Source organism: Nocardiopsis dassonvillei subsp. dassonvillei DSM 43111 (assembly GCF_000092985.1).
In the GTDB taxonomy this organism is placed as follows: domain Bacteria; phylum Actinomycetota; class Actinomycetes; order Streptosporangiales; family Streptosporangiaceae; genus Nocardiopsis; species Nocardiopsis dassonvillei.
This window is the reverse complement of record NC_014210.1, coordinates 1,467,949-1,483,828: the sequence shown is the minus strand read 5'-3', so window position 1 is coordinate 1,483,828 and position 15,880 is coordinate 1,467,949. Positions and strand designations below refer to the sequence as shown.

The 15,880-nt window shown below is 72.5% G+C and carries 8 protein-coding genes; 7 read left to right on the top strand and 1 reads right to left on the bottom strand.

The window, feature by feature from the left end:
* Window positions 1–11 precede the first annotated feature (11 nt).
* From NDAS_RS06060 to NDAS_RS06050, 3 genes are all read left to right on the top strand, one after another.
* Complete coding sequence (locus tag NDAS_RS06060) at window positions 12–5,531, top strand: hypothetical protein (protein WP_167539489.1); 5,520 nt, start codon at window positions 12–14, stop codon at window positions 5,529–5,531.
* Window positions 5,532–5,634: 103 nt separating this feature from the next.
* Entirely contained in the window at window positions 5,635–6,297 is a 663-nt protein-coding gene (locus NDAS_RS06055; protein WP_210746442.1) for a toxin-antitoxin system YwqK family antitoxin, read from the top strand.
* A gap of 418 nt (window positions 6,298–6,715) precedes the next feature.
* Window positions 6,716–7,975 carry a S8 family serine peptidase gene (locus tag NDAS_RS06050; protein ID WP_013152257.1) on the top strand — a complete coding sequence of 420 codons (1,260 nt, stop codon included), beginning with the start codon at window positions 6,716–6,718 and terminating at the stop codon, window positions 7,973–7,975.
* 139 nt (window positions 7,976–8,114) lie between these two features.
* On the opposite strand, the gene NDAS_RS06045 is transcribed toward NDAS_RS06050, so the two are convergent.
* A complete protein-coding gene (locus NDAS_RS06045; RefSeq protein ID WP_013152256.1) occupies window positions 8,115–12,077 on the bottom strand; it encodes a type VII secretion protein EccC in 3,963 nt (1,320 codons plus the stop codon).
* Between the two features lie 213 nt (window positions 12,078–12,290).
* On the opposite strand from NDAS_RS06045, the gene eccD reads away from it, so the two are divergent.
* From eccD to NDAS_RS06025, 4 genes are read left to right on the top strand one after another with little or no spacing between them, the layout of a single operon-like run.
* Complete coding sequence (gene eccD, locus NDAS_RS06040; protein WP_013152255.1) at window positions 12,291–13,709, top strand: type VII secretion integral membrane protein EccD; 1,419 nt, start codon at window positions 12,291–12,293, stop codon at window positions 13,707–13,709.
* A gap of 1 nt (window position 13,710) precedes the next feature.
* Complete coding sequence (eccB, locus tag NDAS_RS06035; protein ID WP_013152254.1) at window positions 13,711–15,156, top strand: type VII secretion protein EccB; 1,446 nt, start codon at window positions 13,711–13,713, stop codon at window positions 15,154–15,156.
* Window positions 15,157–15,178: 22 nt separating this feature from the next.
* Complete coding sequence (locus NDAS_RS06030; RefSeq protein WP_013152253.1) at window positions 15,179–15,505, top strand: hypothetical protein; 327 nt, start codon at window positions 15,179–15,181, stop codon at window positions 15,503–15,505.
* Between the two features lie 51 nt (window positions 15,506–15,556).
* Window positions 15,557–15,859, top strand: a complete 303-nt coding sequence (locus NDAS_RS06025) for a WXG100 family type VII secretion target (protein WP_013152252.1) — start codon at window positions 15,557–15,559, stop codon at window positions 15,857–15,859.
* Window positions 15,860–15,880: the final 21 nt, after the last annotated feature.

The following is a 15,880-nucleotide window of genomic DNA, read 5'->3' as shown; positions in this document are numbered from 1 at the left end:
TGACACGCGACATGGACCCGCGGACCCGGGACGCCTTCAACGACGCCGTGACCCTGCTCGAATCCGTCGAGAACAAGGGCAAGGACATCCTCGACCTCGGCCGGATCGTCCTGGCGAAGTCGTTGGGCTGGAACCCGCCCGCGAACGCGGTCGCCGACGGGCATTACACCCCGCAGGCCGTCGAGAAGGCGGCCGACTACGCGGCGGACAAGCTCAAGCTGAACTCCCGCAACAACGCCATCGACCACGCGCTCACCGAGCTCGGCATCAAGGCCTCCTTCGCCGAGGCCAGTTCGGAGAAGGGCGCCGAACTGCCCGAGCTGGGTCCGACCACGTGGATGATGCGCGCCATACCCCACCCGGAGACGGCGCTCATCAAGGACTACAACCCGAGCGTGCGCCTGACCGACTCCTCGGAGACGAGCAGGACCTTCTCCCCGTTCCACAACGAGTCGTCCACGACGACCATGGGTTTCGAGGCGCGCCCCTCGGGACGCACCGGGACGGGCCCTCCGACGACGGCCACCCACTACGGTTCGGCCAGCAACACGGGATCGTCCACGTCCGGAGGCGACACCGCGCGGGGGAGCAGGCCGAAGGAGCCTCCCCACTCCGACCGTGTCCGTACCGGACCCGGCTACCTGGTGGAGATGGACACCGACGTGTTCATCGGGGCCAGGACCGAGCTGAGCGGCCCCTGGTACAAGCGCTCGGCGCGCTACGTCGGGGACAAGGCCGCGTCCGCGGGCCGGGCGGTGCGCGGCGCCTTCGGCGGCCGGCGCACCCCCTCGCCCGTCCCGACCCGCCCCGCCCGGTGGCAGCAGGGCCGGACCACCGTCAAGACGACCCGGTGGATCTCCCACGGCGACGCGGTGCGGATGGGTGTCATCACGCCCGACCACGCCACCCGGATCGCCCCCCTGACCGAGCGTTTCGCCCGGATCCAGAAGGCGCTCGGAAACGCGGAGAAGGCCTACCTGGAAGCGCGCTGGCCCCTGGACCAGGCGGCCTCCGACCGCGTCGCCGCACCCGACGACCCGCGGGTCCGGCAGCGTTACGAGGACCTGGAGGGCGCCTACGAGGACCGGCGGCAGGAATTCGAGGGGGCTGTGCGCGACTGGGTGACGGCGCTCCAGGAGCTGCGCGACGGTCTGGGCGACCCCTCGTCCCTGCCCAGGCCGCGCACCGCGACCGCACCGGACCTCGACACCATCCAGGAGGAGCCGCCTCCTCCCCCGGCCCCGCAGCGGAACGCCGATGACCCCGCCGCCGATCCGGAGGCCATCGAGCTGCCCGAACGGAACAACCGCCAGCCCGGGCAGGAGGGACGGCGGCCCGAGCGGGGCGACACCGCACCCAACCTCCTGGACACCCTCGGCTCGGACCTCAGCATCCGGCCTCGGGAGGCCGTGCCGGGGGAAGCGCCTCCCCAGACCCAGCAGCGGAACACCCCGGACCCCGCGACCACCGAGTCGCCCGAGCGCGACGACCGGCCGCAGGAGGACGTGCCGAGGAGAGTACCCGAGCCGAGCCCGGCCGAGGTGCTCGAACGGGCGCGGCAGAGACTGGCGCGGGACATGGTGATGGGCAGGGCCCTCCAAGGCCAGGAGGGCTCCTCCCGGAACGGGACCGCCCCCACCGACAACCGCCCGGAACGCCACTCACGCAACCAGACGAAGGGGCCCCTCAGCCACACGGACCAGCGTTCGGGCCCGTCCTCCGAAACCCACGCCCGGCCCGGGTCCGCGACGGTCCGGAGGCCGAGGACGTGGACGACGCCGACCGGGGAGGACGGGAACGGGCCGTCCCAGCACGATGCGGCCCTATCCGGCGACCAGGCCGGAACCGGTCGCGGCCCCGCCCCGGAGCGCGTCGACGACCCCGCCGACGGGTACACGGCGAACGACGAGGAGAACCTGTACGACGCCACCGACCAGGAGTCCAGCGACGAGGAGGAGGCGCCGCGCGTCCGCTGGCTCGACAGGCACTACCCGGAGGCGGCCTCGCTCAGCGAGGAGGAACGCGCAGAGCTGATGCGGTCGCTCATGGAACGGTCCATGGCGGTGGGCCCGCCCGTCCCCGAAGGGTTCCGGTACGACATGGACCTGGGCGGGCCCGTCGACGCCGCCTGGCTCGAAACCCAGGGAGCACAGGGCTTCCCCTGGGAGTCCGACACCACCGCCCTGCCCGGGCCCTCCACGACCCCGAGTGCACCGCAGCAGCAGGACCGCCCCCTCGACGACCAGGACCAGCGGCCGCAGCCGGCACCGTCCGAGGACGACGCGCTGGCCCGGGCCGCCGAGGACGCGGTGTCCACCTTCGACGGACAGCGCCTCCCCCTCCACACGCGGACCGGGACCGATCACGACACCCTCCCCCAGCCGGACCAGGACACCCTCTCCGAGGCGTCCTCAGTGGACTCGGAAACGCTCAGGGACATGCGGCTCCGACTGGAGCGGCTGATGTCGTCGGACCCGGCCCCCTCCGAGGGCGACCGGCCGGCCCCCGAGGACACCGGTCTGACGGGCGACCACGGCCCACAGCCCTCCCCCGCGCAGACGGAGCCGCAGGGGCTGGAGGACTGGCTCCGTACACGTAGGGACCAGGACGGACAGCAGCCGCTGTCCGCCGAGGCGCCGCAGAGCGTGATACACGTCAGCCAGCTGAACCGTCACCCCGAGGCGGCCTCCACCGACCCCGGAGACGAACGCGCTCCCCAGCCGCCGGAGATCGACCCCGCACCGGAGGAACAGCGCTCCCCCGACCGAACTGGGACGAACCCCGCTTCCGAGGACCGGCCCGCCCTCCGCCGTCCGCAGCCCCGTGTCCTGCGCGTCCCCTCCGCGAACCCGGACCGGAACGAGTGGAACAACCGGCTCCAGGCCATCCAGGACTGGCGGACCAACTGGGAGCACGAGGCGCGGACACCGGAGGAGAGGCAGCGTCTACGAGAGGACTGGAGGGCCAAGTGGTCGCTACCGGCGACGACCCGGCCAAGCGAGAACGGAACCTCCCAGGACGACGCCGGCCCGACGAACGGCCACGGTCCCCAGCGCTCCCCTGGCCAGACCGAGGCGGATCGCGCCCCTGGGAACCGGCCCGTCCCGCAGACGGAGACCGCCCCGGCAGGGGAGGGGCCGCGCTCCTCCACCCCGGCCATGGCGAACCCGGACCCCGACAGCCCGCAGCAGAACCGCACGACCACGCAACCGACCCAACCGCCCCCTGAAGAGGCCTCCAGCACCCGGTCCCAGCCGTCCCCCGAGGAGACCTCCAGTACCCAGCCCCGACCGGCGCCCGAACAGGCCCCCGTCCCCCAGCCCCTCACCCGGAACCGGGACGACGAGGGTTCCTCCACCCTGCCCCAGGAGCGCACGGACACCTCCCGGCAGGAGGGGAGCGTGCCCTCGGCGGAACAGACTCCCCCGGCCGCCGACCCGGCGTCCGACCTGTTCGCGTTCTTCGAGCAGGAGCTGAACGGTCCCGCGAACACCGGAGGCGGCGTCCCCGCGCAGGACACCGCGCACGCACCCTCCGGCGGGGGGACGACGACCCGGCCCGCCCCGGCCGTCAACGACGGCCGGGCCCAGGAGACCTCGGCCCCCGGGACAGCGCCCGAGGCGACCGGGTCCGACCCGTCCCGGAGACAGCACGAGCCCGAGGACGGGGAAACGGCGAAGGAGCCCGAGCACACACAGGACGAGGAGAAGAAGGAGGAGGACACCGAGGAGGAGAACGAAGACGCCCCCACCGACTCCAAGGACCAGCGCAAGGACGAAGGCGGCGACGACGGCGGCCCCGACAAGGGCGGTTCCGGGGGGAACAGCGGGGACCGGACCGGCGGCAACGGAGGCTCCGGCCAGGACCGCTCCGGAGGCGAAGGCGACCAGGGCGGCAGCGGTGGCAGCGGTGGCAGCGGCAGGACCGGTGAGGGTGACCGTTCGGGCGACCGTTCCGGGAACCGGGACGGTTCCGGGGGGAAGGACCTCGGGAAGCAGGGGGAGGACCGCTCCCCGCGTGGAGCCCACCAGGGCGGCACGAACCGCGGCCGCGGCGAGAGCCCGGCCCGCCCCGGCACCGACGCGGACCCTGTTCCGGACCTGGTCCCGGACACGGACTCGGACGGCTACGACAGCGACGACGACCTGTCCCTGTACGACCTCCCCGACACACTGGTACAGCGGCCCCGCGGCTCAACGTTCGACGAACCGCTGGTCCGACCGCCGTCGGACCAGGACGGCTCCCCCTCCGACTCCGTGGACCCGAAGTCCTCGGACAAGGAGAACGGCTCGCCCGACACCCTCGGCTCCAAGCCCTTCCCCGACGACTTCCTGGGGCTGCTCAACCCCAAGGCCGACTTCGACCAGCCGCTGCCCGGTTCGGTGACCGACATCCTGGCCTTCCCCGTGATGGGCGACAACGGTGGGCCGTCGAACCGTCAGCCCGGACAGGACGACAGCGGTCAGGACGACTCGCGGACCGGGGCGGAGGGCAGCGGCCAGGAGAAGTCGGACCAGTGGAAACCCGCCACCGAAGTCTTCGGCATCCAGGGCGAGGAAACCGAAGGGGACCCCGCTTTCCCCAAGTACCTCACCGACGGGAGAATCCTCGGAAGAATTCCCGAAGCCGACAGGACCACCGACCAGGACGGACTCATCACCCACGTCAAGGACAAACCCCTCGACGAACTCGTCCACGAACTCGTCAACATGCGGGCGAGGGAAATATCCTACCTCGTCAAAAACAAGGTGCCCGTCCGCGTCGAATGGCACGACCTCGGCAGGATGGACAAGAGCCTGCCCAAGAAATCGAGGCCGAACCTCGACCCGGAGACCGGGAGGAACACGGACGGCTACCCCCATGAGGAAGACGGGGAGGAGTACTTCGTCAAGATCCCCCTCACCCCCGAGGACCTGGGCCACGAGAACGGAGCCGTCAACTCCGTCGTCGTCGACCGCAGGACCGGACTCGTCGCCGAAGGCCTCAACGGCAGGCCCCGCCACTCCGTCATCGCGCCCGAACTCCTGCACCCCGAGATCAAGAACCGCATCGACGGCATGTTCCTCCGGGGCAAGTACGAGATCCTCCAGAAGGACGGCACCACCCGCAGGATCAGCAACTACCCCCACTACGACAAACCCGCCAGGCATGCCGAGGTCAAGGCTGTCAACCGTCTCCTGAACGCCACGGAAGACGCACAGATCAGCCACTTCCAGCTCGACAACAAGTTCACACTGAAGCCGCCGTGGGTCCCCTACTGCCCCTCCTGCGCGAACTGCGCCCGCATCACCGAGGGAGCAGCCGCCCCGCGCAGCGGGAAGAACACGCACACCACGGACGACATCAGGAACATCACGTACTACACCCCGAGAAGGGCCGACGCGGAAATCGACCCGGACAGAGGCATCGAACATGGATTCCCGACATACGACACCCCCTTCGGCGGGCCACACGACCCCGACGACAGAAAGAGAAAACCGGGCGAGGACGACGGACTTCACCGGGAGGGAGACGACAAGAGACAGCGGTAAGACCTACACGCAGACCTTCGTGCACGGTCTGGAGAACGGCCCCAGAATGTCCTGGCACGGCAACGGACAACTCGCCGGTCTGGAAAACGTCTCCACCGGAGGAATGCCCGTGGGACCCGCCCACTACTGGAACACCGAGGGCCGCCTCGTCTTCGAGTACATCGACGACGCCTACGCGAACCACCGTCTGTCCCGCAGATGGGACTCCTCGGGCCGCCTCATCAGCGAGGAACACCACGAGGCACAGTTCGGCGGAACCGACACCGCGACGGGGGAGAGGGTGTTCATCCCCTGGCAGCCGATCCGACTGGCTCCAGGCATGCGAGCCCCCGAACACGGGGACTCCCTGCCCGCGGTCAGCGCCGCGGACCTCACCACCGCCGACGTCGAGGGCCGGGGCCGACGGGTCCTACACGACGGCAAACCCTTCACCGGGGAGGCCGTCACCCTCGACCGCCGGAACCGGATCGAGATGCACACCTTCATCGAGGGCATCGAGGACGGCCCCACCCTGACCTGGGCCCCCAGCGGAAAACTCATCATCCAGGGCATCACCCGCCACCCCCACGGCCCCGTCGGCCCCTGGCACCAATGGGACGAACAAGGCCGCCTCCTCCGTGAAGTCGTCCACGACGCCCTGGGCAACCGCGTCATCGTCCGCCAACTCGACCAGGCCGGAAACATCGCCCACGAGGAGCACAGACCCCCCACACACCTGGCCCGCGACTCCCGAACCGGCCAGGAACACCCCGCCCCCTGGCTCTGAGGAGCGGTCGCGCTCCCGCACCGGGGTCGCGAAGCCGTCGCCCCCGCCTCCGTGGAGCCCGTTCCGGGGGGAAACGACGCGGGCCGGTCACCAGGCGCTCATGGAACGTACACGGGAAACCGAGTACGCTACCGCAGTCGGCCCTCCCGTCCGGGGCCCCGCCCGCACGGACCGCGGCCCCCGCGGCGGCCGCAGCCCCGCCCCGCGCGCGGAAGGACCCCCTCGCGGCGGCGGAGAGGCCCCGCGTCGGCGCACGCCTCCCGGTCCGGCGTTCCGCGGAGGGTCGGCGTAGGGTCGGGCCCCCGTCCCGCTCCCCCGCGCGGCCTCCGACGGGACGGCGCCCCGCGCCCCGTCGGGCCGCCCCACCGGGCGCGAAGCGCCCCCAGGACACCCCCAGAGAGTCTGGAGCACACGTCAGGTGACCGCACACACCGATCCGGGGACCACCCGGTCCCGGCGCCGCCGCACCGCCGCCGCGGCGCTGGCCCTCGGGCTCCTCGCCCCCCTCCCGGCTGCTCCGGCGGCGGCCGAGGCGCCCCAGGACCCCGTCTCGCTCGCGCAGGTCCACCCCTTCAAGGCCGACAACCAGCCGTGCGCGGCCACCGGCGGGGACGTCGTGGAGCAGCGGCCCTGGACGCACCACTTCCTGGGCCTGTCGCGGGCCCACGACCTGAGCACCGGCGAGGGGGTGGGCGTGGCGCTGCTGGCCCCGGAGGTGGACGGCGGCGTCCCCGCGCTGGCCGACGCCGTGGAGGGCGGGCAGTCCGCCGACTGCCTGGGGTTCGGCACGTCGCTGGCCGGAGTGGTCGCCGCCCGGTCCGTGGAGGACAGCGGCCTGGTCGGGGTGGCTCCGGACTCGTCGGTGACGGCCGTGGCCACCGGCAGTCCGCAGACCGGTCTGGCCTCGGCGCAGGAGATCGCCGCCGGGATCGGGAGCGCGGTGGACTCGGGGGCCCGCGTGGTCCTGGTGGGCACCGGCACGTGGGAGGCGTCTTCGGCCCTGGAGTCGGCGGTGGCCGCCGCCGAGGAGGCCGGAGCCGTGGTCGTGGCCCCCGCGACGGTCCCCACCTCCCGGGGGCCGCTGCCGGGCCAGCCCGCCCAGCACGCGTCCGTGCTGAGCGTGGCCGCGCACGACGTGGAGGGCCTCCCCGTGGCCCAGCGACCGCTGGTCCTGCCCAGCGGGGACCTGGCCCGCGTGGACCTGACCGCGCCGGGCGACCGGGTGGTGGGGACCGGGCCGGGCGGCGGCCACGTGGCCACGGCGGGCGACGGCGTGGCCGCGGCCTTCGTGGCGGGGGCCGCGGCCCTGCTGATGGCGCGGGAGCCGGACCTGAGCGCCGCGCAGGTGCGCGAGCGGCTGACCACCACGGCCTACGCCTCGCCGCGGGGGGACGCGGACCCGCTGTCGGGACACGGCAGGGTGGACCCGCTGGCGGCGATGGCCATCGCCCCGGGCGGCGCCCCCGCCGGTGTGGTGGGCGAGGGGTTCGTCCCCGACCCCTCCCCCGAGGGCTCGGTGGACGCGCCGTCCACGGCGGTCGTGGTGTCCGTCGGGCTCCTGCTCATCGTGCTGTGCGTCCTGGGCGGAGCGGTGATCAAGCTCGGGCGCGCGCGCGGGTGGCGTCCCGCCGCCGCGGGCGAGCCGGTGCCGATGCGCTCCGACGAACCGGTGCGCTGACACCGAGACACGGGAGGGGGCGTCCGGCGTACCGGACGCCCCCGAACACGTTCCGGGGCCGGGCTCCCCTCCTGAAGAGGCGGGGAGCCCGGACACCCCGCGCGGGGCCCGCCCGCGCCACGCGGGCGGGCCCGGCGTGTCACTCCTCGGCGCCCTCGGCGATGGCCAGCTGCACCTCGACCGGGTCGCGGCGCGCGATCCACAGGGCGCGCCCCGCGGGCATCGTCCGCGCCCGGATGCTGCCGAACATCATGCCCTCCGAGGGCGGGGCGGACAGCAGGATGCTGGGCGTGTTGGAGTCGATGAGCGTCCGGATGACGGGATCGCTGGAGGCCCGGCTGAAACCGCCCGCGGCGTGCACGAGCACCACGTGCAGGCCGATCTCCGCGCCCTGGCCGAGCATCGGCAGGAGGGGGGCCAGAGGGCTGGGCCCGCTTCCGGAGACCATCTCGAAGTCGTCGATGAGGATGAACAGTTCGGGGCCCGTCCACCAGTCGCGCTTGCGGATGCGGTCGGGGGTGATGTCGGGCCCGGGCAGGCGCGCCTTCATCGCCTGCGCGGCGGCGGCCATCATCTCCTTGACGTTCTCGCCCGACACCGCGTAGCCCAGCTGCATCTCCTTGGGCACCGCGTCGTAGAGCTGGCGGCGCTGGTCGGCCAGCACGACCCGGGCGGTGGTGGGCCCGTAGTGGCTGCGGATCGCGTTGGTGATGTGGCGCAGCAGCGTGGTCTTGCCCGTCTCGGTGTCGCCGACCACGAGCATGTGCGGGGTGACGCCGAAGTCGTGCCAGAACGGCTGCATCCGGCGGCTCTCCAGGCCCATGGGCACCTTGAGGCCGCCCGCCTTGGTGAGTTCGGACCCGGGCAGTTCACGGGCGTGCAGGATCGCGGGCAGGGTGCGCACCGCCGGGGCGGAGGGCCCGTCCCAGGCCGCGCGGACGCGGTCGACCAGCTCGGTCATGCCCTCGGACAGCGTGACCGAGTCGGGGTCGCCGTCGGCGCGGGGCAGACCGGTGAGGAAGTGGTGCTTGGTGTCGGTGATGCCGCGCCCGGGCACGCGGGGCACGGTCTGCGCGGCGCGCATGTGGACCATGGAGTCCACGGGGTCGCCCATCCGCAGTTCGAAGCGGGTGCCCATGAGGTCGCGGACGCCGGTGTGGAAGTCGGCCCAGCGCGGGGAGGCGACCACGACGTGCACGCCGTAGTTGAGGCCGCGCTGCACGATCTGGACGATGGAGCCCACCAGATCCGCGTAGTCCTGGCGGATGGTGCCCCAGCCGTCGATGACGAGGAAGACGTCGCCGTGGGGCTGGTCGGCGAACTCCCCGGCGGCGCGGCGCCTGCGGTAGGTGCCCATGGAGTCGATGCCGTTCTCGGCGAAGAAGACCTCACGCTTGGTGAGGATCTCGTTCATCTCCATGATGGTGCGGACGATGCGCCGCTCGTCGGTGCGCGTGACGACGCTGCCCATGTGCGGCAGGTCCTTGAGCGAGGTCAGCACGCCGCCGCCGCAGTCGATCCCGTAGAACTGGGCCTGGGCGGGGGTGTTGCACACCGCGAGGGTGAGGATGAGCGAGGCCAGCATGGTGCTCTTGCCGCTCTGGGGGCCGCCCGCGATGCCGACGTGTCCCCCGGCTCCGGTCAGGTCGGCGACCAGGGGCAGGCGCTTGTGCTCGAAGGGGCGGTCGATGATCCCCAGCGGCACGCGCAGGGTCGTCTCCTTCCTCCAGGCCAGGCCGCCCTCGGGCAGGCGGGTGCCGACCATGGCGAGCAGCTCGTCCACCAGCAGCGGCACCTCCAGCGGGGGCAGCCACACCTCGCGGGCCGCGGGGCCGAGGTCGTCCATCCGCGCCAGCGCGGTCGCCAGGAGCGACTCGCTGGTCTCCTCCTCCTGGACCTCGGGCTCCTCGGGTTCGGGGACGGCCGCGGCCACGGCAGTGTCCGCGAAGAGCACCACCTCGCCGCCGACCGTGCTCCTGCGGGTGGCGCGGCGCTTGACGCGGTAGGGACCGGAGACGTAGGCGGCCTTGAACCGGGTGAGGGTCTCGGTGTCGGTCTTGAGGTAGCCGTTGCCGGGGGCGGAGGGGAGCTGGTGGGCGTCGGGCACGCCGAGCACACCGCGGCTCTCGATGGCGGAGAAGGTGCGCAGCGCGATCCGGTAGGACAGGTGGCCCTCCAGCTGGTGCATGCGGCCCTCGTCCAGGCGCTGGGAGGCCAGCAGCAGGTGGACGCCGAGGCTGCGGCCCAGGCGCCCGATCATGACGAACAGGTCCATGAAGTCGCGGTGGGCGGCCAACAGCTCGCTGAACTCGTCGACGACCACGAACAGCGTGGGCATCGGCTCCATGTCGGGGTTGGTCTCGCGGGCCCTCTCGTACTCCAGCGCGGAGCTGAAGTTGCCCGCCGCCCGGAGCTGCTCCTGGCGGCGGACCAGCTCGCCGTGCAGGGCGTCCTGCATGCGCTCGACCAGGATGGCCTCGTCGGCGAGGTTGGTGATGAGCGCGGAGGTGTGCTGGAGCTTGTCGAGGCCGATGAAGGTCGCGCCGCCCTTGAAGTCGACGAGCACGAAGTTGAGGGTCTCCGGCGAGTGGGTCAGGGCCAGTCCGAGCACCAGGGTGCGCAGCAGCTCGCTCTTGCCCGAACCGGTGGCGCCGATGAGCATGCCGTGCGGGCCCATGCCGCCCAGCGCGGACTCCTTGAGGTCCAGCTCCAGCGGCGCGCCGTCGGAGTTCATGCCGATGGGCACGCGCAGCCGGTCCTTCTCGTGCAGCTCGCTCCACATGCGCTCGCTGTCGTGCCGGTGCAGGTCGGGGATGCCCAGGAGCGTGGTCAGCTCGAAGTCGGTGGTGAGCGGCTCGGTGACCTCGACGACCATGCCGATCCGGTAGGGCGAGAGCAGGCGGCCCAGGGAGGTGGCGCGGGTCAGGCTCAGGGTGTCGGGCCGGCCCAGCACCTCCTCGGTGTCGCGGCCGCTGTTGTCGCGGGAGAGCATCACCAGGCGCTCGGTCTCCACCCGCAGGGCCAGGGTGTAGGGGTCGTCCTCGGGCGGCATCGGGTCGGCGACGTCGATGACGACGGCGTTGCGGTAGCCGCCGCCCAGTATGCGCGACCCCGGGGGGATGCGCCCGCCGTCCACGACGACGACGGTGAAGGGCTCCTCGCGGCTGGGGGCGGCGGTGGGGTCGAAGCGGGGGCGGTCGGCCAGGTCCGGGAGGAGCTGTTCGAGCTCCATCGCGTCCGTGCACAGCAGCCGGGCCTGGCCCGCGCCGTCGCGGGCGGTGGGGTGCTGGCTGTGGGGCAGCCACTTGGTCCACGACCACAGGGGCAGGGACTCCTGGGAGCAGCACACGGCCACGCGCAGCTCGTCGTGGGCGTGGAAGACGGTGAGCTGGCCCAGGAGAGCGCGGACCAGGCCCCGGCTGGTGTCCAGGTCGCCGCGCATGGTGATGCGGGAGTAGCCGCGCAGGTAGATCTGGACCGGCTGGTCCTCGACGGTGCCGTAGGCGCGGATGAAGCGGCGCAGGGCGTGGGCGCTGAGGGGTTCGAGGTCCTCCACCGGTTTGGAGGAGACCGGGGAGATGGTCATGGACAGCGCCTGTTCGCCCACGGCCATGCGCGCCTCGGCGAAGTCGTCGTCGGTCCCCCTGCGCTCCCACAGCCGGGAAGTGCGCACGATCGACCACAGGGCGTCGGGGTGGGGCGCCCGCCAGAGCATCGCGTCGCGCTGCTCGGTGACCACGCTCCGCAGGCGGGTGCGCATCTGCTTGAGGTAGCGCAGGTAGTCCCGACGGTCGTCGTTGAGCTGGCGTCGGCGCTCCAGCATGCTGCGCAGGTACTGGCCGCCGATCATGACCACCGCACCCACGAGCATCATGCCGCCCGCCAAATAGGGCATGATGCTGCTGCCGTCACCCATCCTTCCGGGGCGGACGAGCATCAGCAGCATCGCCATCGACGTCAGGGCCATCGGCAGGTAGGTGAACACCGACGAAACGTTGGCCTGCGGTTCGGGCAGCTCCGGGGGCTCCTGGAGGCTGACCTCGCCCGAGGGCAGGTCCGGCCCGGGGCGCCGCGGGGGGCGCCGGACGAGGATCGTACTCACGGTGCGGGGTCCTCCCTTGCAGGGAACAACGGGGAGCGGTCCGGCAAGCCGGGACCGGAACGGGGCCGTAACCGGCGTCCGGAACCGAAGACTGACAGCAGAACACTACTGTTGCCAACTAAAGTGACAGACACCAAAATTTAAAACAACACACCTCCAAAATGGGTCGCCGGAGTGTTACCGTCACTTCCACCCCTGTCACGACCCCGCCTCATGATGGGCCCCCACCGGATGAACGATGTCGCCTCCCCGGACCTGTGCCGACTGCTGATCCGCGCCCCCGGGCGCTCCTTCGAGATCGCAGCGCCCACCGAGGTCCCCCTCTCCGAGATCCTGCCCACCCTGGTGCTCTACGCCGAGGGTGACAACGGCGAGGACCTGGACGAGAGCGGGCTGGAGCACGACGGCTGGGTCCTCCAGCAACTGGGCGACGAGCCCCTGGAGGAGGACGAGACCCTCCGCTCCCTCGGACTCTGCCACGGAGAGACCCTCTACCTGCGCCCCCGCCGCGACCAGCTGCCGCCGGTGCACTTCGACGACCTCACCGACGGCGTCGCCACCGGCATGGGCGAGCGCGCCGACCGGTGGCGCCCCGAGGCCACCCGCGTCCTGCTCCAGGCGCTGGGGCTGGTCGTGCTCTTCACCGGTCTGGCGGTCCTGGTCAGCGGCGGCCCCGGCCTGCTGACCGCGGTGTCCGCCGCCTGCTCCTCCCTCCTCATGCTGCTGTCGGCCTGGGCGGCCTCGCGCGCCATGGGCGACCTGGCCGCCGCCACCGGCCTGGCCGCGGCGGCCACCCTGTACATGGCGGTGGCCGGAGCCTCCGTGCCCTCGGGCGACCCCGGCACCGCGCTGACCGGAGCGAGGGTCCTGACCGGCGCGGTGACCGCCGCCGGGGCCAGCGTGCTCGGCCTGGCGGCCGTGGCGGGCTCGGTGCCCTTCTTCGCGGGCCTGTTCACCGCCGAGGTGCTGTGCGCGCTGGGCGCGCTGTCCCTGATGTTCATCCCCGGCGCCACGGTCCCGGCCGTGGCGGCGCTGACGGCGCTCATCGCGTTGCTGCTGGGCACGTTCGCCCCCCAGCTGGCCTTCCGCCTCTCCGGCCTCAAACTGCCGCCCCTGCCCTCCAACCCCGACCAGCTCCAGGAGGGCATCGACCCCTACCCCGCGCGCGGGGTCCTGGACCGCACCGCGCTGGCCGACCGGTTCCAGACCGCCCTGTACGCCTCCACCGGCGCCGTCCTGACGGTCTGCCTGGTCGTGCTCGCCGCCTCCCCCGGGTGGGTGCCGATCACGCTGTGCGTCATCGTGTCGCTGGTGCTGCTGCTCCAGTCGCGCGGCCTGGCCAGCGCATGGCAGCGGTCCTTCGTGGTCGCGCCGCCCTGGATCGGGCTGACCGCGCTGGTCCTGGTCCTGGTGTGGACGGCCGACCCCCTGCCCCGCACCCTCGCCATGGTGGGCCTGTTCGCCGCCTCCGCGATCCTGGCGGTGGTGTCGTGGAACCTGCCGGGCACGCGGCCGCTGCCCCACTGGGGCCGGGCCGCCGAGATCATCCAGTCGCTGCTGACGGTGGCCATCGTGCCCCTGGTCCTGGCGATCTTCGGCGTGTTCTCGCTCCTGCGCGGAATCGGCGGCTGACATGCAGTCACGTCGCGACAGGGTGATGGCCCACAACTTCACGGTGGGCCGCCTGGGCACGGCCATGCTGGAGGGCGACCCCGACGCGGTCGACGCCCCCATGCGCCGCACCCGCACCGGCACCTACATCGGCGTCGCCATCGGCGCGGTGCTGTGCGTCGGCTTCCTCGTGTTCGGCCTGATCTTCCCCGGGGGCGCCACCAGCTGGCGCCAGGAGGGGCGGCTGATCGTGGACCGCGGCACCGGGGCCTCCTACCTGTACTCGGCCGGGACGCTGCGCCCCGTGGCCAACGGCGCCTCCGCCCGGCTGGTCCAGGGCGCCGACGCCGCCGTGAGCCTGGTCTCGGCCGACTCGCTGGAGGGCGTACCCGTGGGCGGCCCCGTCGGCATCGCCGGCGCGCCCGACGCACTGCCGACCACCGAGGGGCTGGAGGAGTCGGTCTGGCGGGTGTGCGCCCTGCCGCCCGAGGGCGAGGAGGACGAGCGGGGCCGCACCGCCCTCGTGGTCGGCACGGCCCCCGTCCCGAACCCGCCCTCCGCCGAACAGGCGGTCCTGGTCTCCGGCCCGGACGGCGCACCGCACCTGCTGTGGAACGGCACCCGCCTGCGCCTGGACGAGGAGGGCGGCGCCGTCCAGGCCCTCGGCTACGGCACGAGCGACGCCCCGCCCGTCACCTCCGCCTTCCTCAACACCGTGCCCACCGGCCCCGACCTGACCGCGCCCGAGGTTCCGGGCGCCGGCGAGGACGCGGGCGAGATGGCGGGCGAGCCCCGGCGCGTGGGGCAGGTGTTCGCGGTGTCCACCCCCGGTCAGGAGGACCAGCACTACCTGCTCACCCGGGACGGCCTGGTGCCGCTCTCCGTGACGCACGCGCTGCTGCTGCTGGCCGACCCGGACGTCTCGGGCGCCGCCTACCCCGACGCCCCCGCCGAGGCGCTGCCGCTGCCGGCGGGCGAGGCGCACAGCCGACTCTCCGACGGCCAGGGGCCGCGCGAGGAGCGCCACCCCGCCGCCCCGCCGGAACTGGTGGGTGCCGGCGCGGGCGTGCCGTGCCTGCGGCTGGCCCCCGACGGCTCGCTGTCGGTGAGCATGGACGACCCCGCCGGGGTGGAGGCCTGGCCGGTCCAGGAGCGGCCCGGCATCGCCCCCGGGTGCCCGACCCCCGACCTGGTCGGCATCGCCTCCGGCCGGGGCTCGCTCGCCGCCGCCCAGCCCGTGGGCGGTGGAGGCACCGCCACCACCCACTACCTCGTCACCGACAGCGTGGCGAAGTACCCGGTGCTCGACGAGACCGCTCTGACCTCCCTCGGCTACCAGACGGCCCAGGCCGTCCCGGTCCCGACCTCCCTGCTGCGGCTGCTGCCCTCCGGGCCGGTGCTCGACCCGGAGGCTGCCGCCCTCCCGCTGGCGCCCTCGTCGATGCTCGAGGACGCCGGATGCCCCTGATGGAACCAACAGAGGAGATCCCATGTCGCAGATGACACAGACTACGGACGATGGCGAACGGCTTGCGCAGGAGGCGATGACCGAGGCCCATGCCAAGTGCAACGAGGTCTACACCAGCGTGGACGCCACGCGTGACAAGCTGCGCGCCTCCTGGCAGGGAGCGGCCTCCAACAGCTACAGCGAGGCGGTCGTCGCCTGGCTGGAGGAGCTGCGGCTCATCACCAACGACATGAACCGGATGATCGGCACCTTCGGCGGCACCGTCCAGGCCATGCACAGCACGGAGGACGCCAACATCATCGCCGGTTCGCGGTGGATCAACGAGCTCAACCCGAACCAGGCCGGCTGAGTCCGGGCCGCCACCTCCACCCGCACCCGTCCCTTTCCGGAAGGCGAGACCATGAGCATCAACGGTTTCAGCGTCACCTACGCCTACGTCAACGAGGCCACCGACGAACTGCGCGCCCAGACCAAGAACGTCGAGAACCAGCTCGAGCAGCTCAACACGACGATGCAGTCCCTGCAGAGCCAGCTCGAGGGTGCCATGTTCACGGAGTACCAGAACAAGTACCGGTCCTGGCAGAGCAACGTGGCCGACATGAACACCCTGCTCCTCAAGGCCGAGATGGCCCTGAAGCAGATCAGCCACGAGTACTCCTCCACCGACAGTCGCGAGGCCATGAACTGGCAGGCGCTGCTGTAGTCCGCTCCCCCTCCCCCCCGG